The 21,914-nt window shown below is 66.9% G+C and carries 22 protein-coding genes; 15 read left to right on the plus strand and 7 right to left on the minus strand.

From position 1 onward, the window contains the following. Window positions 1–2 precede the first annotated feature (2 nt). Window positions 3–926 (plus strand): AraC family transcriptional regulator, encoded by a 924-nt coding sequence (locus EQ874_RS02410; RefSeq protein ID WP_129975330.1) that lies wholly within the window; start codon window positions 3–5, stop codon window positions 924–926. Between the two features lie 76 nt (window positions 927–1,002). On the opposite strand, the gene EQ874_RS02415 is transcribed toward EQ874_RS02410, so the two are convergent. The 3 genes from EQ874_RS02415 to EQ874_RS02425 all read right to left on the minus strand — a co-directional run bounded on the left by EQ874_RS02415 (window position 1,003) and on the right by EQ874_RS02425 (window position 3,808). Beyond that, window positions 1,003–1,497 carry a hypothetical protein gene (locus EQ874_RS02415; protein ID WP_064062450.1) on the minus strand — a complete coding sequence of 165 codons (495 nt, stop codon included), beginning with the start codon at window positions 1,495–1,497 and terminating at the stop codon, window positions 1,003–1,005. Between the two features lie 95 nt (window positions 1,498–1,592). Further along, complete coding sequence (locus EQ874_RS02420) at window positions 1,593–3,206, minus strand: 4-hydroxyphenylacetate 3-hydroxylase N-terminal domain-containing protein (protein WP_016932773.1); 1,614 nt, start codon at window positions 3,204–3,206, stop codon at window positions 1,593–1,595. 35 nt (window positions 3,207–3,241) lie between these two features. Beyond that, on the minus strand, window positions 3,242–3,808 hold the full coding sequence (locus EQ874_RS02425) for a flavin reductase family protein (protein WP_064062451.1): 567 nt from the start codon (window positions 3,806–3,808) through the stop codon (window positions 3,242–3,244). A 251-nt stretch (window positions 3,809–4,059) separates the two neighbouring features. Between EQ874_RS02425 and EQ874_RS02430 the strand changes: the two genes are divergently transcribed. Then, window positions 4,060–4,980, plus strand: coding sequence for an AraC family transcriptional regulator (locus EQ874_RS02430; protein WP_129975939.1), 921 nt, complete (start codon window positions 4,060–4,062; stop codon window positions 4,978–4,980). A gap of 11 nt (window positions 4,981–4,991) precedes the next feature. On the opposite strand, the gene EQ874_RS02435 is transcribed toward EQ874_RS02430, so the two are convergent. Then, the gene (locus EQ874_RS02435; protein ID WP_064062452.1) at window positions 4,992–5,789 is read right to left on the minus strand and encodes an IclR family transcriptional regulator C-terminal domain-containing protein; all 798 of its coding nucleotides are present in this window, start codon (window positions 5,787–5,789) and stop codon (window positions 4,992–4,994) included. Window positions 5,790–5,981: 192 nt separating this feature from the next. Between EQ874_RS02435 and catA the strand changes: the two genes are divergently transcribed. From catA to EQ874_RS02460, 5 genes are all read left to right on the plus strand, one after another. After that, entirely contained in the window at window positions 5,982–6,833 is an 852-nt protein-coding gene (gene catA, locus EQ874_RS02440) for a catechol 1,2-dioxygenase (protein WP_129975332.1), read from the plus strand. Window positions 6,834–6,982: 149 nt separating this feature from the next. After that, complete coding sequence (locus tag EQ874_RS02445; RefSeq protein ID WP_129975334.1) at window positions 6,983–8,110, plus strand: muconate/chloromuconate family cycloisomerase; 1,128 nt, start codon at window positions 6,983–6,985, stop codon at window positions 8,108–8,110. Window positions 8,111–8,147: 37 nt separating this feature from the next. Beyond that, window positions 8,148–8,429, plus strand: coding sequence for a muconolactone Delta-isomerase (catC, locus tag EQ874_RS02450; RefSeq protein ID WP_064062455.1), 282 nt, complete (start codon window positions 8,148–8,150; stop codon window positions 8,427–8,429). Window positions 8,430–8,464: 35 nt separating this feature from the next. Then, a complete protein-coding gene (locus tag EQ874_RS02455) occupies window positions 8,465–9,601 on the plus strand; it encodes a nucleotide pyrophosphatase/phosphodiesterase family protein (RefSeq protein WP_129975336.1) in 1,137 nt (378 codons plus the stop codon). A 75-nt stretch (window positions 9,602–9,676) separates the two neighbouring features. Further along, window positions 9,677–10,645, plus strand: coding sequence for an alpha/beta hydrolase (locus EQ874_RS02460; RefSeq protein ID WP_064062457.1), 969 nt, complete (start codon window positions 9,677–9,679; stop codon window positions 10,643–10,645). A gap of 4 nt (window positions 10,646–10,649) precedes the next feature. Here EQ874_RS02460 and ygiD read toward each other — a convergent pair whose 3' ends face one another. Further along, the gene (ygiD, locus tag EQ874_RS02465) at window positions 10,650–11,492 is read right to left on the minus strand and encodes a 4,5-DOPA dioxygenase extradiol (RefSeq protein ID WP_129975941.1); all 843 of its coding nucleotides are present in this window, start codon (window positions 11,490–11,492) and stop codon (window positions 10,650–10,652) included. Window positions 11,493–11,512: 20 nt separating this feature from the next. Continuing rightward, window positions 11,513–12,352, minus strand: coding sequence for an alpha/beta hydrolase (locus EQ874_RS02470; protein ID WP_129975338.1), 840 nt, complete (start codon window positions 12,350–12,352; stop codon window positions 11,513–11,515). A 251-nt stretch (window positions 12,353–12,603) separates the two neighbouring features. Here EQ874_RS02470 and EQ874_RS02475 point away from each other — a divergent pair, with 251 nt between their 5' ends. Together EQ874_RS02475 and EQ874_RS02480 are read left to right on the plus strand one after the other, a co-directional pair. Next, on the plus strand, window positions 12,604–13,233 hold the full coding sequence (locus EQ874_RS02475; protein WP_129975340.1) for a TetR family transcriptional regulator: 630 nt from the start codon (window positions 12,604–12,606) through the stop codon (window positions 13,231–13,233). A gap of 71 nt (window positions 13,234–13,304) precedes the next feature. After that, on the plus strand, window positions 13,305–15,428 hold the full coding sequence (locus tag EQ874_RS02480) for an FAD-dependent oxidoreductase (protein WP_129975342.1): 2,124 nt from the start codon (window positions 13,305–13,307) through the stop codon (window positions 15,426–15,428). Window positions 15,429–15,471: 43 nt separating this feature from the next. Here EQ874_RS02480 and EQ874_RS02485 read toward each other — a convergent pair whose 3' ends face one another. Continuing rightward, window positions 15,472–16,368, minus strand: coding sequence for a LysR family transcriptional regulator (locus EQ874_RS02485; RefSeq protein WP_064062461.1), 897 nt, complete (start codon window positions 16,366–16,368; stop codon window positions 15,472–15,474). A 155-nt stretch (window positions 16,369–16,523) separates the two neighbouring features. On the opposite strand from EQ874_RS02485, the gene EQ874_RS02490 reads away from it, so the two are divergent. From EQ874_RS02490 to EQ874_RS02515, 6 genes are all read left to right on the plus strand, one after another. Next, window positions 16,524–17,897, plus strand: coding sequence for an NAD(P)/FAD-dependent oxidoreductase (locus tag EQ874_RS02490; RefSeq protein WP_129975344.1), 1,374 nt, complete (start codon window positions 16,524–16,526; stop codon window positions 17,895–17,897). Window positions 17,898–18,144: 247 nt separating this feature from the next. Then, window positions 18,145–18,576, plus strand: coding sequence for a holo-ACP synthase (gene acpS, locus EQ874_RS02495; RefSeq protein WP_064062463.1), 432 nt, complete (start codon window positions 18,145–18,147; stop codon window positions 18,574–18,576). Further along, window positions 18,573–18,815 carry an acyl carrier protein gene (locus EQ874_RS02500; protein ID WP_016931556.1) on the plus strand — a complete coding sequence of 81 codons (243 nt, stop codon included), beginning with the start codon at window positions 18,573–18,575 and terminating at the stop codon, window positions 18,813–18,815. The genes acpS and EQ874_RS02500 overlap by 4 nt, the downstream gene beginning before the upstream one ends. Then, window positions 18,812–19,999, plus strand: a complete 1,188-nt coding sequence (locus tag EQ874_RS02505; protein ID WP_064062464.1) for an acyl-CoA dehydrogenase family protein — start codon at window positions 18,812–18,814, stop codon at window positions 19,997–19,999. The genes EQ874_RS02500 and EQ874_RS02505 overlap by 4 nt, the downstream gene beginning before the upstream one ends. Further along, window positions 19,996–20,952, plus strand: coding sequence for an amino acid--[acyl-carrier-protein] ligase (locus EQ874_RS02510; protein ID WP_129975346.1), 957 nt, complete (start codon window positions 19,996–19,998; stop codon window positions 20,950–20,952). Before EQ874_RS02505 ends, EQ874_RS02510 begins: the two co-directional genes overlap by 4 nt. Continuing rightward, window positions 20,949–21,908 carry a DUF1839 family protein gene (locus EQ874_RS02515; RefSeq protein ID WP_064062466.1) on the plus strand — a complete coding sequence of 320 codons (960 nt, stop codon included), beginning with the start codon at window positions 20,949–20,951 and terminating at the stop codon, window positions 21,906–21,908. Before EQ874_RS02510 ends, EQ874_RS02515 begins: the two co-directional genes overlap by 4 nt. Window positions 21,909–21,914: the final 6 nt, after the last annotated feature.

Here is a 21,914-nt window from a genome sequence, read left to right on the forward strand (position 1 = left end):
GCGTGAGTGTGCCCGAGATCGAGGATTGGGACGAGGCTTCCCGTGCGGTGGCGGATGTCTACTTCCCGCACCGCCTCACAGGCCTGGGGACGACGGACCGGCCCGGACTCGAACTCGTGTCGGCCGATCTCGGTGGTGTGACCATCGGCCGGATGAGCTGGGGAGCGGACGTCGCGATCGAATGCGACTATCCCGGTGCCTACGAGGTGAACATCCCCCTGAGTGGACGTCTGGAATCGCGGGGCCGGTCGGGAGTCGTCGTCTCCGAACCGGGCTCCGCGACGGTCTTCCGCGCCGACACTCCCTCGCTCATCACCCGCTGGGATGCGGAATGTTCCGTCCTGGGAATCAAATTCGACCGCGAGCACCTCGAACGCGAAGCGGACCGGATCCTCGGTGGCCCGTTACGGTCACGACTCGAGCTGCCCGATCGGATCGACTTGAAGGGTTCCGCGCAGGAATGGCACGGGCTGGTGGCATCACTGAGCGACCAGCTCACCGGCGCCACGCACGTCTTGACGAACCCTCTGGTGTCGGCTCAGCTCGCGGGAGCGGTCACCACCGCCTTCGTCCTGGCGGTCGCGCCGGCCGACGGGCTGTCACCGGCACCGCGTCCGGGGATGGTGCGCCGGGTGTTGAACGCTCTGCGGGAGGATCCGGGCCGTGCCTGGACGGCGGCCGACATGGCGGAGATCGCCGGAACGAGTGTGCGGCGGCTCCAGGAGGCGTTCTCCGAGTACGTGGGAAGCAGCCCGTCCGCATGCCTGCTCGACATCAGATTGGATCGGGCGCACGCAGACCTCGCGGCAGGGGGAATCACGGTGGCGGACGTAGCGTTCCGATGGGGCTTCGGCCACCCGGGGCGCTTCGCCGCGGCCTTCCGGAAGCGGTACGGTGCCGCTCCCGCCGAAGTCCTGCGTGGCTGAGCAGCGGGGAGAGCGAACGTACGCGAGCGGGCGACGACTTCGTTGTCGTCACCCGCTCGGTGCCCTCTCGGACGGCTCAGCCGAACCAGAGGATCGGCATAGGCCGATCGAACGACAGCTCGGGGAAGTCGTCGTCCGCGACCGGCGTCCGCAGCCGTCGCTCGACATAGTCCAGACCGTTGCTGCGCATGTACTCGATGCACGACACCGTGTACCCGATGGGATCCGTGTGCGTAGTGACGATGGGACGGAACAGATTCGGGAAACCGTTCACTGTCACGGTGCGCCGGTTGGTCGTGCTGTCCTCGCGGCCCAGGACCGCGAGACCGCCGTGTCCGTCGACGACGAACTTCGCTCTGGTGACGACAGTGTCGCCGATGAGGATCTCCCATCTGTGGTCGATGTCGTCGTAGCGGACGAGACTCGCGGTGCCGATCTCGTGGATCGACAACCGCAATTCGTCGCGCAAGCGGGCCGCCACCCGTTGAGAAGCGAAGGAGCGTCCGAGGACCACGGCGTCGAATTCCGGTACAGGGGGATGGGATACGGAGTTCGAAGCAGTCGTGGTCATCTCGGACGCTCCTTCGCGGGGTGGATGGTGGTGGGACCGCGCGCGGGCGGGCAGGGGGAACGGAGATCATCCGCCCGCGCGCGGAGTGCGGGTTTCTACTTGTAGTACGCGCTGACGTCGGCGTTGCCGATCAGGTCGGGCACGGTCCAGCCGTCGAGGTCGTACTCGCTCATGAACTGCTCCGCGAAGCCCTTCATGGAGGCGACGTCGCCGCGGCTCTCGGCGGCGAACAGCAGTTCGGCCTTGACGTTCTCGTGGTTGCCGGCGTAGTTCCGCTCGTACAGTTCGTGGCGGCCACCGAACTCGGAGCCGATCGAATCCCACAGTGCCTTCATGACCTTCACGCGGTCGACCGCCTGGATGCCGTCGGAGCCGCGGACGTACTTGTCGAGGTACGGGCGCACGTCCGGGTTCTTGAAGTCGGCGGCGGACGAGGGCAGGTAGATCAGGCCCGAGGCGACATCCTGCTCGATGATCTCCTTGATGCGCGGGTAGCCCTGCATCGCGAACATGCGATAGGTGAGGCCGTATTCGAGCTTGGGGATGACGGTGCCGTCGATCCACGGCTCCGGGTTGTTGACCATGGAGTCGGTGAGCGACCAGAACAGGTTGCGCCAGCCGATCACCTCACCGACACGGGTCTGCACGCCGCGGAATCCGCCGGCGCCGGTGGCGTCGAGGGCCTTCATGAGCAGACCGGCGATGAAGTCGAGCTTGACGGCGAGTCGCGTGCAGCCCTGCAGCGTGAAGCGCTGGAGGAAGCCGGAGCCACCGAGGAAGTTGTTGATCTTCTCGACGTCTCCGTACATGAAGACGTTCTCCCAGGGCACGAGCACCTTGTCGAAGATGAAGATCGCGTCGTTCTCGTCCATCCGCGACGACAGCGGGTAGTCGAACGGCGAACCGACGACGTTCGCATTCTGCGAGTAGGAGGCGCGCGAGATGAGCTTGATGCCGGGTGCGTCCATCGGCACCGTGCAGATCAGCGCGAATTCCTTCTTCTTGATCGGCAGGCCGTAGTGGGCGATGAAGTTGTAGTTCGTGATGGCCGAGCCGGTCGCGACGACCTTGGCGCCGGAGACGATGAGGCCGGCATCGGTCTCCTTCTCGACCTTCATGAATACGTCGCCGACCTGGTCCGGCGGCAGCTGACGGTCGACCGGCGGGTTGATGATCGCGTGGTTCCAGTACAGGACCTTCTCCTGCGACTCGCGGTACCAGCGCTTCGCGTTGTCCTGGAAGGGCGAGTAGAACTCGTCGTTCGCGCCGAGCGTGCCGAGGAAGGACGCCTTGTAGTCGGGGCTGCGGCCCATCCAGCCGTAGGTCAGCCGCGCCCAGGTGGCGATGGCGTCGCGGTCGGCCCGCAGGTCGTCGGCGGACTTCGGGGTCCGGAAGAACGGCATGGTCACGCCGCCGTTGCCGGTGTCGGTCGGGGTGGTGAGGGTGTTGACGTGCTCGCCGGTGTGCAGGGCGTCGTAGAGACGTGCGGTCATCCGGATCGAGTTACGGAAGGCCGGATGGTTGGTGAAGTCCTTGACGCGCTCACCGTGCAGGTAGATCTCGCGACCGTCGTCGATCGAAGCGATGTACTCGTCGCCGGTCATGGGACGGGAGGCGAAGTTCGTCTGCTGGTTGGCCGGGGAGTCCGCGGCGACGTTCACCTTGGAACGGTCGAGGGTTTCCGAGGGCCGGGGTTCGGTGGTGGTCATGGGATTTCTCCTTGTCCGGGGGGAGTGGAAGACGTTCAGGCGCGGGCTGCGGCGAGGTGGAACGGCACGAAGCGGGTCTGGGAGTCGAACCATCCGCTGTGCGGGTCGTCCAGCGAGCCGTTCCACGCGGTGGAGGCACTCGGAGCGCCGAGTTCGTGGAAGGTGCTGCGGTAGAAGAGAAGCGGGTCGGCGGTCTCGTCGAAGGTCGCGTCGACGATCTCGCCGATGTAGATGACGTGGTCGCCACCGTCGTACTCCCGCCACGGAGTGCACGACAGGGTCGCGGCCGTGCCGGCGAGGACAGGGGCGGTCGGTCCCTGCTCCCAGACGGGTTCGGGCGACTGCGGCCGTCCGGCGAAGTGCATCGCGGTGCCGAGCTGGTCGGCGGCGAGGATGTTGACGGCGAACGGCGCGTCGGACAGGAATCCGCAGGCCTTCGACGTGCGGGTCAGGGTGACCTGGCACAGGCGCGGCTCGAGTGAGATGGCCGTGAACGCGGTGACGGTCGCGCCGTGAGGCTCCCCGTCACTGTTCGCGCAGGTGATGACGGTGACGCCGCTGGCGAACTGTCCGAAGATGTTGCGGAGTATGCGCTGATCCATGATTGCGTCCTCCTGTCCGGTGCGAAGGGGTGGGGTTCGATGCGCTGTGACACAGACCATATGGAGGTCGAGAGGCTTGTGCGATCCGGTGAGCGCGGTCACTATCCACCTAGCGCGACGAGTAGGTCCTAGGTCCTTGTTTGCCTGGGACGGTGTTCCGCATCACACTGGGTCGCATGCGTTCGGATCGTGTGGATGTGCAGGTCGGAACGTCGACGACGAGCCGGAACGAAGGTGAGGAGCCGATGGCAGTGGAGCCGACTCCGAGGCCCGCCGAGTGGGAAGAGGTGGAAGAAGCCGTCTCGAATGCGTATTTCGAGCACGAATTGAGCCCCCTCGACGACGCCGCGCCGTCGCTCCGGCTCCGTACGCTGCCGCTCGGGCCCATCCGTCTCGCGCGCATCCGCTGGGGCGCGGCGGTGTCGATCAGAAGCGATCATCCCGGTGCGTATGCGGTGAACATTCCGCTGTCCGGTCTCATCACCGCGGGCGACGAGGTGGTGTCGCCGGTCGGCCACGGCGCCGTCTTCCGTCCCGACACCGCCGCGCCGGAGCAGAAGTGGACGAACGACTGTGAGGTCGTCGGGATCAAGCTCGAGCGCGACTACCTGCAGCGCGAGATGGCGCGCGTCCTCGCTCGCCCCGATCTGCGTCTTCCGGACCGGGTCGATCTGACGACCCAGGCGGGGCAGAGCTGGATGACGCTGTTGCGTTCGGTCGTGGAGCAACTCGGGGCAGACCAATCGCTCTGGGGGAATGCGCTTGTCGCGGAGCAGCTGTCGGGTACTCTGACCACGTCGTTCATCCTCGCGGTCATGCCCGAGGACGCGGATCCGACCGGGGGTGCGCGTCCGCGCATCATCAAGCGGGTTCTCGACCGCCTGCACGAGGACCCCGCTTCGGCGTGGACCACCGCCGACATGGCCGAGGTGGCCGGGGTCAGTGTGCGGCGCCTGCAGGAGGGCTTCCGCGAATATCTCGGGGTGTGTCCTCGCGACTACCTTCTCGACCTGCGCCTCGAGCGTATCCACGAAGCACTCACCATGGGCGACGCCGCGGAGTTGTCGGTCACCGATGTGGCTCTCGAGTGGGGCATCACCCATACCGGGCGGTTCGCGGCGGCCTACAAGCGCAAGTACGGGGTGCCACCGTCGACCACCTTGCGGGGATGAGGTGGGCGTCCTCAGTGGTGGCGGTAGCCGAGTTCGCTGCTGAGCCGCTCCGCGCAGTCCACCACCCGTTTCGCGGTGAGATCGCGGAACGACTCGAGGGTGTGCCGGCCGGTCGACGTCGAACATGCGAGCACTCCGACCGCGTGGCCCGAGGGGTCGAAGACGGGCGCGGCGATCGTGATGAGTCCTTCTTCGAGTTCCGCGGCGGTGAGGGCGTATCCCCGGCTGCGCACGTGGGCGAGTTCGGTACGCAGGTCGTCCGGGTTGTCGATGGTTGCGCTCGTGAGTCGCTCGAACTGTGTCCGGTCGAGTATGTGGTCGACCAGTTCGCGTGGGGACCAGGCCAGGAGTGCCCGGCCCATCGAGGTGGCATAGGCGGGGACACGGGTGCCGACGGAGACGTTGATACTCATGATCCTGCGGACCGGAACGCGCGCGGCGTAGACGACCTCGGTACCGTCGAGCACGCCGAGCGACGCCGATTCGTTGGTGTGTTCGGCGATCTCGACCAGTTTCGGTAGCGCCGAGTCCACGAGGGTGTGGGACGCGGTGTAGTGCTGGCCGATGCTGAGTACGCGCGGGGTGAGCGACCATCGCGTCCCCTGCGAGGTGACGTATCCGAGTTTCTGCAGGGTCAGCAGGATACGTCGAACCGCAGGCCTGGACAGATCGGTCTTGGCGGCGAGTTCGGCGAGGGTGGGATTCGGGTCCTTGTCGTCGAAGGCGTGCAATACCGCAAAACCACGCTCGATGCTCTGAATGAAGTCCCGGTCGTTGCTAGGACCATTACCTAGGTCGATGCTCGGCATCCTGCCTCCTACCTGCGTACTCGTCGATGGTGCCCGATCCGGTGTTGACAAGCTGTGTGACACCACGCACAGTATGTGGTGTACGCACTGCGATACACAAGTACGCACAGCGTACAGACCGGTGATCACCGCAGCCCCCGTGTCGCACCGGCCCCACACTTCCCGATAGTTCAGTCCTTCACGAGGAGAGCCATGACGACCATGGAGAACCCCACTGCCCACGGGTCCGGCAACGCTGCGACCGACAAGTTCAAGTCCGAGCGGGTCACGTCCGACACCTCGGTCGAGCGCGCGTCGGCGATCTACAAGGACCTGCTGGACGCTCTCGCCGGTATCGTCGACAAGCACCAGGTGACCTACGACGAGTACCGCGTGCTCAAGCAGTGGCTCATCGACGTGGGTGAATACGGCGAGTGGCCGCTGTGGCTCGACGTCTTCCTCGAGCACGAGATCGAGAAGGTGCACTACAACCGCAAGGGCTTCACCGGCACCAAGGGCTCCATCGAAGGCCCCTACTACGTCCCGGACAGCCCCAAGCTCCCGTCGAAGTGCACCATGCCGATGCGCGAGAAGGACAAGGTCGCGCCGCCGCTGGTCTTCAAGGGCCAGGTCACCGACCTCGAGGGCAACGGTCTGCCCGGCGCCACCGTCGAGCTGTGGCACGCGGACGAAGAGGGCTTCTACTCGCAGTTCGCCCCCGGCATCCCCGAGTGGAACCTGCGCGGCACCGTCGAGGTGGACGAGAACGGCAACTTCGAGATCACCACGCTCGAGCCGGCTCCCTACCAGATCCCGTCCGACGGCCCGACCGGCTGGTTCATCAAGTCCTACGGCGGACACCCGTGGCGCCCCGCCCACCTGCACCTGATGGTGAAGGCTCCCGGCAAGCGCGCCATCACCACCCAGCTGTACTTCCAGGGTGGCGAGTGGGTCGAGGACGATGTCGCGACGGCCGTCAAGCCCGAGCTCATCCTGGATCCGCAGCCCAACGCCGACGGTATCGCCGAGGTGACCTACAACTTCGTGCTCGACCCGGAAGCGTGATCCGGACCGCGGATGCGGCCTGATCACATCCGAACGAGAGCGCGGTTCGCATCGTGAATGCCGGTGTCCCTCTGGGGCACCGGCATTCATGCTGAATACACCGGCGACGTACCCCCTGTCACACCCCGACCCGATTGTGAGCAATTCCGATGTCCGATCCCGATCTGAAGATCGCATCCGTCACCACGACGATCATCGATGTGCCGTTGATCCGGCCCCACAAGTTCGCCACCACCACCTCGGAGGCGCAGCCGATCCTGCTCGTCGCGGTGACCACCGAAAATGGCGTCACCGGTTACGGTGAGGGCGTCGTGCCGGGCGGACCGTGGTGGGGCGGCGAGTCGGTCGAGACGATGCAGCAGATCGTCGACCGCTACATCGGTCCCTACATCATCGGGCGCGGCGTCGACGAAATCAGCGGCGTCATGGTCGATATCGAGCGCATCGTCGCCAACGCGCGTTTCGCGAAGGCCGCCGTGGACGTCGCGATGCACGACGCCTGGGGTCGTGCACTGGGTGTGCCGGTCGCGTCGCTGCTCGGCGGTGCCTTCCGCACCGGCGTCGACGTGCGCTGGGCGCTCGGCGCGGCTCCACTCGAGGAGATCGTCGAAGAGGTCACACACAAGCGCGAGCAGCGCCTGAACTTCTCCTTCAAGCTCAAGATGGGTGCGCTCGACCCGGCGGTCGACACCGGCCGCGTCGTCAAGATCGTGGAAGCGTTCGGCGGCGAGGTCGGATTCAGCATCGACGTCAATGCCCGCTGGGACCGCTTCACCGCGTTGCGCCACGTCCCGCAACTCGTCGACGGTGGTGTCGAGCTCATCGAGCAGCCCACTCCCGCAGACCAACTCGATGTTCTCGCCGAGATCAACCGCCGCGTCTCGGCGCCCGTGATGGCCGACGAATCCGTACAGACTCCGCACGACGCGTACGAAGTGGCCAAGCTGGGCGCCGCCGATGTCGTCGCCCTCAAGACCACCAAGTGCGGTGGGCTGCAGCGCAGCAAGCAGGTCGTCGCCGTCGCGAAGGCGGCAGGTCTGCGCTGCCACGGCGCGACCTCCATCGAAGGACCCATCGGCACCGCGGCGTCCATCCACTTCGCCTGCGCCGAACCGGGGATCGACTACGGCACCGAACTGTTCGGTCCGCAGCTGTTCGCCGTCGAACTTCTGCAGAAGCCGCTCGACTACTCCGAGGGTCAGGTGCACCTGCCCGAGGGGCCGGGTCTCGGCGTCGACCTCGACATGGACGTCGTGAAGAAGTACGCGCGCTCCTGATCCGCATTTTCGCCAGAACAGAAGAAGGAGAAATATCATGGCACTGTTCCATGTTCGGATGGATGTCGACATCCCCCGTGATCTCGACCCCGACGTGCGCGCCGAGACCGTCGCCAAGGAGAAGGCCTACAGTCAGGATCTGCAGCGCCAGGGCAAGTGGCGCGAGATCTGGCGGATCGTCGGCCAGTACAGCAACATCTCGATCTTCGACGTCGAGTCGGCGGACGAGCTGCACGAGATCCTGTGGAACCTGCCGCTGTTCCCCTACATGAACATCGAGATCATGCCGCTGACGAAGCACGGGTCCGACATCAAGTGACACCCGCGCGCACGGCCGTGGCTCATACTCGGAATATGAGCCTGCCCCTGCGCGACGTCTACGCCGAGCCGACCCTCGCCGACCTGATGCCCTCGGTGCTCTCGTCGGCGGGGGTCGCCGGTGAGAGCAATCGACTCGACCTGGCCCCGGCCGACCACACCGTCGTCCTGCTCGTCGACGGAATGGGATGGGAACTGCTGCAGCGCAACACGAAAGCAGCCCCGTACCTGACACAGGCGCCGGGGAGCCCGATGCGTGCCGGTTTCCCCACGACCACAGCGGTCAGCCTCGCTTCCCTCGGGACCGGGCTGCCGTCCGGTCTCCACGGCATCACCGGCTACCAGTCGTATGTCGACGAGATCGAAGCTCCGGTGAACTGGCTGCGCTGGACCCTCGCCGGAACCGCGATCGACCAGCGCGACGACCTCGTTCCGGAGACCGTGCAGCCGCACCGGACGGTGTTCGAACGCGGCCGCGAGGCCGGGCTGACCGTCACGACCGTCGTGCCGAAGGCCTTCGAAGGGAGCGGTCTCACCCGGGCCGTGCTGCGCGGCGGCAACTTCGTCGGGGTCTCCGCCTACGGCGATCTGCTCGCCCAGGTCGCCGCCGCGGTGCGCACGGGCGACCGCAGTCTCGTCTATTGCTACATCGGGGAGGTCGACACGCTCGGGCACGTCTACGGGCCGGAATCCGCAGCGTGGCTCGCGCAGCTCACGGTGGTCGACCGTTTCGTCGAACAGCTTGCCGGGGCGCTGCCGGACGGCACCCGTCTGCTCGTCACCGCCGACCACGGCATGGTCGATGCCTCCCGCGGCCGTCGCATCGACTTCGACCACACACCGGGTCTGGGTGAGGACGTCACCGTCATTGCCGGCGAGCCGCGATGTCGCCACATCTATACCGACCACGTCGGCCGGGTCCTCGAACGCTGGCGCAACGAACTCGGCGACCACGCGTGGGTCGGCACCCGCGACGACGCGTTCGCGGCGTGCCTGTTCGGATCCGATCCCGATCCGTCGCTGGCCAGGCGGATCGGCGACATCGTGGCCGTCGGACGAGGCGAATCGACGGTGATCCGCAGCGACGGGGAGCAGGTCATGTCCAACCTGCCCGGGCAGCACGGGGCGTTGACCGACGAGGAACTGCTCGTGCCGCTGCTGCGGATCGGGTGACCGGTATCCCTGCCGGGACTCGCGGGTGTCGGAACTCTCGATGCCCGAACCGTATCGGTCACATAGTGTGTGCACATGCGTACCGATGCGGTGACCTGGCACGACCGCAGCAGTAGGGTCGCGCTGATCCTCCTGTGGGTGGTCCGGATCCTCTTCAAGCCGATCCTGAGCCTCTGGCCGAGCAACGACTTCGGAATCGCCGTGCTCGGCCGGCTGTCGTGGGTGGTCGACAGGATCACGCCCACCCCGCGTGCCGTGCACGTCACGCAGACCGAACTCGGTGGAGTGCCCGGTGAGCGGATCATCTCCCCGAAGCCGGTCGACGACCCGCTCGAGGACGCCACCATCCTCTACTTCCACGGCGGCGGTTTCATCTTCTGCGGCCCGTCCACCCACCGTCAGCTGTGCGTGCAACTGGCCCTGGACTCCGGCGCACCGGTGTACTCGATGGATTACCGGCAGGTGCCCGCGGTGCCGATCGCAGGTTCGGTGCAGGACGCGATGAACGCGTACACCGCACTGCTCGAGGTGGCCGACGACCCCACCCGCATCGTCGTCGGGGGCGATTCGGCCGGTGGTTATCTCGCGGCGAAGGTCGCCGAGCTCGCCGCGCGTCGCGGCATCCCGCGACCGGCAGCGGTGATCGGTTACTCGCCGCTGCTCAACCTCGATCTCGACAAGCACGATCCGAAGTACATGGCGAGGGACGCCTACCTACCCATCAAGGCCCTCGGGAAGATCCGTCCGCGCTGGTTCGCCGGAGAAGAAGCGATCGAGGGCGAGATGAACCCCGTCGACGCCGATCCCGCGCTGTTCCCCCCGATGTTCATGTGCGCGGCCGAATACGAGCTGACCAGGCCGGACGTGGAGATCATGACCGAGCATCTCGCGTCGGCAGGTCGGTCGGTGGAGACACATCTGTGGCGCGGGCAGATCCACGCGTGGCCGGTCCTGGCCCGCGCGCTTCCCGAGGCGATGGAGCTGATCGGACTCAGTACCCGGTTCGCACGGCGCGCGATCGTGGCAGTGGACGACGCTGCCTGAACGCTCACAGGTTGGTGTCGGATGGTTCCGGGGTCTCGGGTAATCCGGCCCCGTGCCCGTCACCGTCGGTGGACGGGCAGTCCGTTCCGAGGGCATACGACGTCATCGACAACGATCCGTATTCGACCCCGTCGACGAGAGTGGCCGGCTGTTCCCCGGACTCGGCGGTGAGACCCGCGACGTACAGCAGCGGCAGGAAATGGTCCGGGGTGGGCACGGCCTTGCGATAGTCGGCGTGCTCGTGCAGCGCAGCCGCGTCTCCGGGACGGTCCCGAAGGATGGCGAGGACGTCCTCGTCGAATCGATGCGCCCAGTCGAATCCCGTCCCCGGTCGCCGCGGATCCAACGCCCCGAGGTTGTGGACGACGTTGCCGCTCGCGACGATCAACACCCCACGGTCGCGCAATGCGGCGAGGCGAGCGCCGAGATCCACGTGATAGTTGAGCGGTTTGTAGGCATTGAGGCCGAGTTGCACCACCGGAATATCCGCATTCGGGAAAGCATGGGTGAGCACCGACCAGGTGCCGTGGTCGATGCCCCACGAATCGATGTCGGCGCCCACCCACGTCGGGCGCACGAGATCGGCGATCTCCTCCGCCAGTTCCGGAGCACCCGGAGCCGGATACTCCACGTCGAACAGGTCCTGCGGGAACCCGAAGAAATCGTGGATCGTGCGGGGCGATCGCATCGACGTCACAGCAGTGGCGTTGATGTACCAGTGCGCGGAGATCGCCAGGATCGCGCGGGGAGTCGGAACGGAACGTCCGAATGCCGCCCATGCCTGCGTGTAGCGGTTCGATTCGAGCGCGTTGAGCGGACTGCCGTGGCCGAGGAAGGCGACCGGCATGCGTGTCGACACGAGTTCTCCTATCGGCCGGCGAGCCGGGCCTTCAACCAGGCCGTCAGGTCGTCGAGCACGCGGTCCTTCTCCGGTTCGTTGAATATTTCGTGGAACAACCCGTCGTACAACTTCAGCGTCAGATCCTCCGAACCGGCACGGTCGGCGATGAGTTGCGCCCCGGCCGGATCGGCGAGGGTGTCCTCGGTGCCGTGCATGACGAGCAACGGCAGGGTCAGGCTCGGAAGGCGCTGCTCGAGGCTCTGCTCGTTGAGCACCAGCACTCGCGCGAGCCCGGCGGGCACGAGACCGTGGTGCACGAGCGGATCGGCGTCGTACGCCGCGACCACGGCGGGATCGCGCGACACCGCCGTGCTGTCGAGCTTCTGCACCGGCACACCGGGCAGGAAACGTCCGATCAGCTTGCCGATCTCCACGACCGGCTTCGGTGTTCCCGACGTGACGATCACGGCCGGTCCGGACAACAGGAGCGCGGTGAGCCTGTCCTGATGGTCGAGCGCGTAGGCGAGTGCGATGGCACCCCCCATGGAGTGCCCGAGCATGAACACCGGCAGTCCGGGATGCTCGTGGAGCGCAAGGTCGATCAGGGTGTCGAGATCCTCGGTGAACTCGCGCATCTCGCGTGCGTGTACACGCTTGCCGCCCGACCGCCCGTGACCGCGGTGGTCGGGCGAATACACGACCAGGCCGAGGTCGGTGAGCCGTTCGACGACGTGGTCGTAGCGACGGGCGTGCTCGCCCAGTCCGTGGCTGAGGATCAGCACGCCCGTAGGGGCCTCCGGCGACCACACGTCGTACACGATCGGGATCGCCCCGCCGCCGGTGAACGACGATTCGGTGTGCTCCATGAGCGCCTCCTGCGGCCTCGTCGACTACTGCTCCTCGCATCCTTGCACGAGGGCCGGCCGAACGGTCCGAGTCCGGTCGGCGACGGGTGCATCCGTAGGTGCGTACGAGGACGGTCATCGTGCTCACGCCGGATGCGACGTGCACCTTCATCGGTGAGCCCGCATTCTGTGACGGTGAGACGGTCAACACTGTTGACATGCTCTCGTCAACGCCGTTGACTGAACTGGCGGAACTACAGGTGAGGACGAGGATGTCTGGCGAAATCGAGCAGGGTGCCCGTACCGGTACCGCCCACAACCGTGCTGCCGTGGAGAAAGCGGCCGAGGAATTGTTCACCGAGCAGGGCTTCGCCGCCACCGGCGTCCGGGATATCGCGCGCCACGCCGGTGTCGATCCCGCGCTGGTCATTCGCTATTTCGGATCCAAGGAAAAGTTGTTCGTGCGGACGATGACGATGTCCGACGCGTTCCTCGAGGTCATCGGGGGGCCACTCGACGGATTGGGCAGAGCGCTGGTCGACTTCGTCGTCCGGCGCACCCGCGCCCGGCAGACCGACGAATCCGGTGCCGTCTACGCCGCACTCGTACGCGCGTCGGACCGCCCCGCCGTCCGCGAGCACCTGCAGGACGCCATCGAACAGATGATCATCACCCCCTTGGCGCCGCGTCTCGACGGCGACGACGCCGAGTTGCGCGCTCATCTGCTGGCAGCACAGCTCGCGGGGTTGATGACCTCCCTGTACGTCGTGGAAAGCCCGTGGCTGCTCGCCGCGCCCATCGACGACATCGTCGACCGCTACGGTGCCGCCCTGCAGGCTCTCGTCCGACCCCGCCGGGATGCGCGCCGAAACACGCTTCCGAGGAACGCCCATCGCGTATAGACCTGCTGCACAACACATTCTCATGCTATTCGAGAGATCTCTCTCGGCTATTTCCAGGAGCTGCTTTCCTTATGAACGACACCCGGTCCTATTCCCACCTCCTCTCCGCCGGCACCATCGGCCCGATCACCCTCGACAACCGAGTGGTGCTCGCGGCGATGGACATGAACCTGTGCGAGGACGGTGAGATCCACCAGCCCGACATCGACCACTTCGCCGCGCGCGCCGCCGGTGGTACCGGCATGATCATCACCGGCTGCTGCGCGGTCGCCTATCCGCTCGGCTGCGCCAGCGAGAAGGAACCCGGCCTGTCCGAGGACCGATTCATTCCCGGTCTCGCGGCCCTCGCCGACGCCGTCCACGCGGCCGGAAGCAAGCTGTGTGTCCAGATGACCCATCACGGCAGGGTCGCGCGGATCGACACGCTCGAAGACCGCCCTATGCTGGTCCCCTCGCAGCCCCGGCCGCCGAGCGACATGAGCGCCATGATCGACTGCACCCCGGCGGAACTGAAGAAGATGGCCGCCATCCAAGGGGGCAAGACGTCGACCTATCACGAAGCCACCCACGAGGATCTGGCGTGGCTCGTCAGGATGTTCGCCGAGGCGGCCGCCCGGGTGAAGGCGGCAGGCGGTGACGCGGTGGAGATCCACTGTGCTCACAACTATGTGCTCGGCGGGTTCCTCAGCCGCTACTCGAACCAGCGCACCGACGAATACGGCGGCTCGCTCGAGAACCGGGCACGACTCGCCTGTGAGGTCGTGCGCGCCGTCAAGGACGAGGTCGGGGACAGCCTCGCGGTGATCGTCCGTCTGGCCGGGCAGGAGTACGGCGAATCGGACGGCATGGCACCCGACGAGGCAGCTGCCGCAGCGGTATTGCTCGAACAGGCCGGTGCCGACGCCATCCATGTGACGGGTACGGCGCTCAACGCGTTCGCGAACTTCACCGACGGCCCGCTGCCGAACAAGGTCGGTTTCTACACCGACAACGCTGCCGTGATCAAGCGTGCGGTGTCGGTCCCGATCATCACCGTCGGCCGTATGCTCCCCGAGGTCGGAGAGAAGATGATCGCCGAAGGACGCACGGACTTCGTCGCGATGGGTCGTCAGCTCCTGGCCGATCCGGAAGTGGTGAACAAGCTCGAAGCCGGTACGCCCGAGCGGATTCGCCCCTGCATCAACTGCTACGTGTGCGTCCAGGAGAATTTCTGGGACGACACCCCGTTGTGCGCTGTCAATCCGGCGCTCGGTAACGAGACCCTGCTGCCGTTCCCGAAAACGGAGACCCGCAAGCATGTCGTGGTCGTCGGATCCGGCCCCGGCGGTCTCGAGTCCGCGCGCATCGCCGCCGAACGCGGGCACCGGGTCACCGTGCTCGAGAAGACCGACCGGCTCGGTGGCACCCTGTGGTTCTCCACGCTGACCACCCCCGACAACGAACGGCTGCTGAACTGGTTGAAGAGTGAGGTCGCCCGCCTCGGCGTCGACGTCCGGCTCGGCACCACCGCCACCGCCGCGACCGTCCGGGCGCTCTCGCCCGACGTCGTCGTCGTCGCGACCGGCGCCGTCCGCGACCGGCCCGACGTCCCGGGCGGCAATCTCCCGCACGTACACACCGGCGATACCATGCGCGCTCTCATGACCGGATCCGGTGACGTCTCCGGCCAGTCCCCTCTGCTGCGCGTGATGGGGCGGCTCGGGGGTGCGCTGGGGATCACGAAGAGCCCGGACAGGATCCGGTTCCTGAGCACCAAGTTCCTCAAGTTCCTGCCGATGACCCGCAACGTCGTCGTGGTCGGCGGTTCTCTCGTGGGCCTCGAGCTGGCCGAGTTCCTCGCCGAGCGCGGCAGCCGCGTGACCCTTGTCGCCGAGGGCGGTCAGCTCGGTGTGCCCATGGCGATGCCGCGCCGGTGGACGGCGGTCAAACATGCCCGCCACGTCGGCGTCGACATCCACCGCAATGCCGCCCTGAAGCGCATCACCCGCAAGACCGTCGAGTTCGTCGCAGGCGGAGAAACGCATTCGGTGCGGGCATCGATGGTGATCGTTGCCACGGGGGTGTCGGCGGCCGCTCCTCTGGCGGAGGAACTGACCGGCTCGGGCGTCGACGTCCGGGTCGTCGGTGACGCCGGTTCGGTCGATTACATCGAAGGCGCAATGCACTCGGCGTGGCAGGTTGCCACCACGCTGTAGGGGGCGGACTCTCCGATTCCTCCGGGCCGTGGGGAGGATCGGGTCACGGCGCGCTGTCGGTGGGCGGCACGATCGAATGCGCGAGCGCCCGCATGAGGAACTCGAGTTCGGGGTTCGGGTTCGCGTTCCTCTGCACCACCCCGCACACCGGCACCTGCAGCCGATGGTGGATCTCGCGCATGAACTTCAGCCCCTTGCGAGGGGTGCCGGCCGCCGTCCCGGCGTAGAGCACGGTCCACGCCCGCGGATTGGTGAGTACCTCGAGCGTCGCCGTGTGGTCGCGGGCGATCGGGGGTCCGAGGCGCACGCGGCGCCCGACCTCCACGAAAGCGTCCTCCACGACACGGTGCAACAGCACCTGGTTGGCCCGCGGCGGCAGCAGCAACGGATAGTGGGCGAGATCGCCGAGGTCGACGGTCGAGAACGCCGACAGCGGGTGCTCGCTCGACGTGACGATCACGAGTTCCTCGATGCCGAGGCGCACCGCTTCCAGACCCGGCCGGTCGACGTCGCCGCGGATCAGCGCGAGGTCGGCTTCCCCGGACGCGACCGCATTGACGCGGTCGGTGAAGTCCTTGATGACGAACTCCACGTCGATCTGGGGATGACGTTCCCGGACGCTGGAGATCGCGTCGAGACTCTGCGATGCGAAGCTCATGTTCGCGGTGATCCGGATGCTCTCCCGCGGCTCGCGGCCGACCTCGAGGGCCTTCGCTTCGAGGCCGAGCACCTCGGCGGCGATCGGCATCAGGCGCCGGCCGGCGGGGGTGAGCTCGACCGAACGAGTGGTGCGGTCGAACAGGGTGGCGCCGAGTTCGTGTTCGAGCTTCGCGATCTGATGGCTGATCGCCGACTGCGAGATGAAACAACGCTGGGCGGCACGAGAGAAGCTGCCCTCCTCACCGACGGCGAAGAAGTAGCGCAGCTGACGGAAATCCATGGCTCCTCCCGAGGACAGGCCACCTGTATTTATGAGCAGAACAGATAACAGTTTTTCGAATATCCCAGGTTAGTGGATAACAAGGGTCCTTCGTACCTACGTTGGGAGTCATACATCAACGGAGATGACACCAGCACGCGGAGGTTTACGACAGCATGGACGGTGCGGACACAGCGACCCGGATCGATCGGACGGACGTGGTCATCGTCGGCTCCGGCTTCGGAGCATTGGCCACCGCCAAGAAGCTCGCCAAGGCCGGCACGCCTTTCGTACTGATCTCGGAGACCACCGAGCACCTGTTCCAGCCGCTGCTCTACCAGGTCGCCACCGGGGTTCTCTCGCCCGGTGAGATCGCTCCTTCCGTGCGTGCGATCCTCGCCGAGTACCCCCAGGCCGACGTCCGTCTGGGCCGGGTCGTCGATGTCCTGCCCGAAGAGAACACGGTCGTCTACGAAGCCGGCGGTCAGCGTCTGCGCCTCGGCTACAAGTACCTCGTCGCCGCGACCGGCGCGCGTCAGGCGTACTTCGGACGCGACGAGTTCGCCGACCTGACGTACGCGCTGAAGACGGTCGAGGACGCGGAGCGGCTTCGCCGTCAGATCGTGCGGTGCTTCGAGGAAGCACACGTCACCACCGATCCGGAACGTCGGAAGAATCTGCTCAGCTTCATCGTCGTGGGCGCCGGCCCGACGGGAGTCGAGCTCGCGGGACAGATCAAGGAGCTGGCGCAGCGCTACTTCGCCGAGTCCATCGGCAACATCCGCGCGGAGGACGTCACCGTCACGCTCGTCGAGGGCGCCGACAAGGTGCTGCCCCCGTTCGGCGGCAAGCTCAGCGAGTACTCCAAGGAATCGCTCGAGAAGAGCGGCGTCGACGTCGTTCTCGGGACGATGGTCACCGACATCGACGAGCACGGGGCCACGCTCACCACGCCCACGACCGAGGAGACCCGCCGCCTCACCGCGGAGACCATCATCTGGTCGGCCGGTATCCAGGCCAACGACTTCGCCGACGTGCTCGCCGAGCGCACCGGCTGCGAGACGGTCCGCGGCGGACGCCTGCTCGTCGACCCGGACTTCACCGTCGGCCGCAGCGACGACATCTTTGCGATCGGCGACATGGTCACTCTCGACAACCTGCCGGCGCAGTCGCCGTTCGCAATGCAAGGTGGCCGCCACGTGGCGAAGATGATCATCGGCAAGGTCGCGATGGGCACCCCGTTCCAGTACAAGGACAAGGGCAGCATGGCGATCATCAACCGATTCCGCGCCATCACGCGGGTCGGGAAGATCGAACTCACCGGCTTCATCGCGTGGGTCCTGTGGCTCGCCGTCCACCTCGTCTACCTGGTCGGCTTCCGCAACCGCTATATCGCGGTCCTGTCGTGGTGCGGTTCCTTCCTCGGACACCGCCGCCCGCACTTCTACTACGCGCAGGGCACCGCGCCGGTGCCCACCGCCGAGAACGAAGCGACGGAGACGAAGGACGAGCGGCCGGGCGACAAGGAAGCCGTGCCGGCGTCCGCATAGTTCCCCGATCACCGAAAGGCCCCGACCATCCGGTCGGGGCCTTTCGCCGTCGACGCGCCGAGCCGGGACCGACGCGGCGTGTAGCGGTGGCGAACCCCGGCTCACCGCGCGAACTGCCGGTGCTCGACGGGCACTCCGGGTGAAAGTCGGGGTGATTTCCGGGATTTCCTGCGGGCCAGAGGTGTTCGGATGGTGTATCTCGGCCGGCCTGCGGTTACCGTGTGCAGCGCATCCCGAGGAGTGACCCATGAACGACGATGGCAGCGGCCCCTGCGTCGCGACGACACGCGTCGGCTGCGATGTCGTCACGGTCCGCGACATCGCGTCGAGCATCGACCGCTTCGGCGACCGCTACCTGCAGCGTGTGTTCACCCTCCACGAGCTGGAGATATGCACCGGCCCGGGTCGCGCACAACGGCTCGCGGCGCGGTTCGCCGCGAAGGAAGCCGTGATGAAGGTCCTGCGTCCCCGCGACCGAGCGGTGCCGTGGCGAGCCATCGAGATCCGCCGCGCGGACTGGGGCGGATGCACCGTCCTACTGGCCGGTAACGCGGCTGCCCTGGCGCGAGATGAACAGGTGACCGACATTCAGGTCTCGATTTCTCACGAGCCCGAATATGCCATCGCGACGGTCGTGGCGACCCGCGTCGAAGAAGCAGAAACTGGAGAACATCCATGACGGAGCAGGTGATCCGCAAGGTCCTCGGTGCGCACGCGAAGCTGTCGGTCGACAGCACGGTGCTCGACTCCACCGCCGACCTCTACGAACTCGGCCTGACGTCGCACGCCAGCGTGAACGTGATGCTCGCCCTCGAGGACGCCTTCGACGTGGAGTTCCCCGACGAACTGCTGCGCAAGAGCACGTTCGCGAGCGTCGGAGCCATCCGGTCGGCGTTGACGGAACTGGGCGTCGCGTGACCTCCGTGTCCGCGCCGCTCACCGTATCGGAGAACACCGAGCTGTCCTTGCTCGCGCGTGCCGAGATCGTCGGACGCGAGAGCGCCGGACCCGCGGCGGCCGAGGTGGATCGGGAGGGACGATTTCCACACGAGGCCGTCGACGCGCTGCGCGCCTACAAGCTCCTGAACTGCGCTGTCCCCGTCGAACAGGGCGGGGAGGGAGCGTCGCTGGGTGAGCTGTGCGCCGTCGCACGCATCCTCGGCCGGTACTGCGCCTCGACCGCGATGATCTTCGCGATGCACCAGACGCAGATCCTGTCGCTCGTGCGTCACTCCACCCCGGGCGTGGCGGCCTTCGTCGCCGAGGCGGTGGCGAAGGACTACCTGATCGCTTCGGCGACCACCGAACTCGGCACCGGTGGCGACGTGCGCAGCAGCGTCTGCGCCCTCACTCGGGACGGAGAGACGGTCTCGCTCACCAAGAACGCGCCGGTCATCTCGTACGGCGAGTACGCCGATGCGATCCTGGTGACCGCGCGCCGCACCGCCGACAGCCCGCCGAGCGACCAGGCGCTCGTCGTGTGCCGACGCGACGGCGTGACCCTCGAGCCCACCGGAAGCTGGGACACCCTGGGGTTGCGGGGCACATGCAGTCCCGGATTCGTCCTCACCGGCACGACGTCCGCCGATCTCGTGGTAGGTGCGTCCTATGCCGAGATCTCGTCGCGCACCATGCTTCCCGTTTCGCACAGTGTGTGGTCGGCGGTGTGGCTCGGCATCGCCGACGCGACGATGGAGAAGGCCCGTTCGTTCGTGCGGTCGGCGGCCCGCCGCAGCCCGGGTGTCACCCCGCCCGGTGCGCTGCGACTCGCCGAAGCGGCCGCCGTGCACCAGCAGTTCGCCGATCTCGTCGCCGCGTCCGCCGCCCGGTTCGACGCCGCGGCGTCGGCACAGGACGAATCGATGTCGGGCATGGGTTTCTCGCTCGCCATGAACAACCTCAAGGTCACCGCGTCCACCCTCGTCGTGGATCTGGTGAACCGCGCGATGCTCGTCTGCGGTATCGCCGGATACCGCGAGGATTCGCAGTACTCGCTCGGCCGTCACCTGCGCGACGCGCACGGTGCCGCCGTGATGGTCAACAACGACCGCATCATGAACAACTCGGCCCAGATGTCGATCGCCTACCGGGGGACTCTGTGACCAGTCCGGCCACGACCAGCACTGCCACCGACGAACTGTCCGAACTCGAGCGCGCCCGCCTCGACTTCCAGCAACAGTTGCTCGGGGCCGAACTGCTCGTGGAGACCGGTGTTCCCGGCCTCTACGGACGTTCGGGTGTCTTCGAGGACATCGTGGACGGCATCGACCGAGTGGTGGTCGCGGCAGGTCCGGGCCGGGCGGCGACGCGATTGCGCTTCCCGCCGGTCTTCCCGAGGACGAGCTTCGAGCGGACCGACTACATCGCCTCGTTCCCGCACCTGACGGGAGCGGTGAACACCTTCGCGGGCAGCAACGCCGAGCACGCCGCACTGCTGGCCGCCCGCTCGCGCGGCGAGGCGTGGGACCCGTGGCTCGAACCCGCCGACACCGTGCTGGTCTCCGCCGCATGCCATCCCGCCTACTCGCGGTACACCGGCACGCTGCGTGAGGGCGGCGAACTGCTCGATGTTCTGGGTTACTGCTTCCGGCACGAACCCGCCGTCGATCCCGCCCGCATGCAGGCATTCCGCATGCACGAGTTCGTGCGCATCGGCACCGAGAACGATGCTGCGCAGCATCGTGATTCCTGGATCCAGCGAGGACTCGAGGTGCTCGACTCGCTCGGTCTCGACGCGAGCGCCGTGCCCGCCAACGATCCGTTCTTCGGACGGGCCGGACGCATGCTGGCCGTCAACCAGCGCACCGAGAACCTCAAGACCGAACTGACCGTCCGTCTCTACGGCGACCTCGACGAGGGCACCGCCGTGGTCTCCTGCAACTGCCATCGTGAGCACTTCGGCGAGACGTTCGAGATCCGCACGGCCGACGGCGAAGTCGCACACAGCGCGTGCGTCGGATTCGGTATGGAGCGCATCGCCCTGGCGTTGTTGCGGACCCACGGACTCGACGTCGACCGTTGGCCCGTTCCGGTGCGCGACAGGCTGTTCCCGTGAGCGATCGGCTCATCGACGTCCGCGTCGGCGGATACTCACCGCATTTCGTGCACGCCGCCGACAGGATCTGGACCGAGACCAACTGTTACGTCGACCTGTGGGTCGAGGTGCTGCATGCGCTCGGCCACGATCCGGTCCCCGCGGCGGCGTGCGCGTTCTCGGCCCGGTTCGACGGCGCCCAGTGGACCTTCCTCAAGTTCCGCCCCGAAGACCTGATGTCGCTCTACGGGGTCGACGTCGCGGAGATGAACGTGTGGCGCCGTCCGGTGGACCACCTCGAGGACAATGCCGCCGCCGGTCTGCTGTCCACGGTCGAGGTGGACGCCTACTGGTTGCCCGACACCGAGGGCACCGGATACCGGGAGAGTCGTTCCAAGACCACGATCGTGCCCAACCTCATCGACCGGGATGCCGAGACGCTCGAGTACTTCCACAACAGCGGCTATCACATCCTCACCGGTGAGGACTTCCGCGGAGTGTTCGGTCTCGACGAGCCGGTACCCACCTGGCCGCCCTATCTCGAGCAGGTGCGGGTCGAGGCGTCGCAGCCGCAGTGCGATGCGTTCGACACGGTGCTCCTGCGGCACCTGCGTATGCGTGCCGGTTCGAACCCGGTGCGCGAACTCGGAACCCGGGTTCTTGCGGACGTCGACCGGATCCGCACCGGCGGGATGGACGTCTTCCATCCGTGGACGTTCGGGGTGCTCCGTCAATGCGGCGCGACCGCCGAACTCGCCGCCGACGTGAGCCTCTACATGGACGGTCGCGGCTACCCCGGTGCGGCGGCCGCGGCCGACGGATTCCGCGCGGTCGCCGAGGGTGCGAAGAGCGTGCAGTTCCGCATGGCCCGCGCGGCGCGCGGCCGCGATGTCGAGCCCGGTGATCAGCTGGTCGCGATGGCCGAAGCCTGGGGGGACGCCATGGCGACCGTCGTCCGCGCCGCCGGCGTGCGATGACGGGTC

It is taken from the genome of Rhodococcus sp. Q1, assembly GCF_004153645.1.
GTDB lineage: Bacteria > Actinomycetota > Actinomycetes > Mycobacteriales > Mycobacteriaceae > Rhodococcus > Rhodococcus gordoniae.

Excerpts from the sequence above, each read along its gene's own strand:
- EQ874_RS02415 (WP_064062450.1), bottom strand. The coding sequence starts at position 1,497 with ATGACCACGACTGCTTCGAACTCCGTATCCCATCCCCCTGTACCGGAA.
- EQ874_RS02420 (WP_016932773.1), bottom strand. The coding sequence starts at position 3,206 with ATGACCACCACCGAACCCCGGCCCTCGGAAACCCTCGACCGTTCCAAG.
- EQ874_RS02425 (WP_064062451.1), bottom strand. The coding sequence starts at position 3,808 with ATGGATCAGCGCATACTCCGCAACATCTTCGGACAGTTCGCCAGCGGC.
- EQ874_RS02435 (WP_064062452.1), bottom strand. The coding sequence starts at position 5,789 with ATGCCGAGCATCGACCTAGGTAATGGTCCTAGCAACGACCGGGACTTC.
- catA (WP_129975332.1), top strand. The coding sequence starts at position 5,982 with ATGACGACCATGGAGAACCCCACTGCCCACGGGTCCGGCAACGCTGCG.
- EQ874_RS02445 (WP_129975334.1), top strand. The coding sequence starts at position 6,983 with ATGTCCGATCCCGATCTGAAGATCGCATCCGTCACCACGACGATCATC.
- catC (WP_064062455.1), top strand. The coding sequence starts at position 8,148 with ATGGCACTGTTCCATGTTCGGATGGATGTCGACATCCCCCGTGATCTC.
- EQ874_RS02455 (WP_129975336.1), top strand. The coding sequence starts at position 8,465 with ATGAGCCTGCCCCTGCGCGACGTCTACGCCGAGCCGACCCTCGCCGAC.
- EQ874_RS02460 (WP_064062457.1), top strand. The coding sequence starts at position 9,677 with ATGCGTACCGATGCGGTGACCTGGCACGACCGCAGCAGTAGGGTCGCG.
- ygiD (WP_129975941.1), bottom strand. The coding sequence starts at position 11,492 with ATGCCGGTCGCCTTCCTCGGCCACGGCAGTCCGCTCAACGCGCTCGAA.
- EQ874_RS02470 (WP_129975338.1), bottom strand. The coding sequence starts at position 12,352 with ATGGAGCACACCGAATCGTCGTTCACCGGCGGCGGGGCGATCCCGATC.
- EQ874_RS02475 (WP_129975340.1), top strand. The coding sequence starts at position 12,604 with ATGTCTGGCGAAATCGAGCAGGGTGCCCGTACCGGTACCGCCCACAAC.
- EQ874_RS02480 (WP_129975342.1), top strand. The coding sequence starts at position 13,305 with ATGAACGACACCCGGTCCTATTCCCACCTCCTCTCCGCCGGCACCATC.
- EQ874_RS02485 (WP_064062461.1), bottom strand. The coding sequence starts at position 16,368 with ATGGATTTCCGTCAGCTGCGCTACTTCTTCGCCGTCGGTGAGGAGGGC.
- EQ874_RS02490 (WP_129975344.1), top strand. The coding sequence starts at position 16,524 with ATGGACGGTGCGGACACAGCGACCCGGATCGATCGGACGGACGTGGTC.
- acpS (WP_064062463.1), top strand. The coding sequence starts at position 18,145 with ATGAACGACGATGGCAGCGGCCCCTGCGTCGCGACGACACGCGTCGGC.
- EQ874_RS02500 (WP_016931556.1), top strand. The coding sequence starts at position 18,573 with ATGACGGAGCAGGTGATCCGCAAGGTCCTCGGTGCGCACGCGAAGCTG.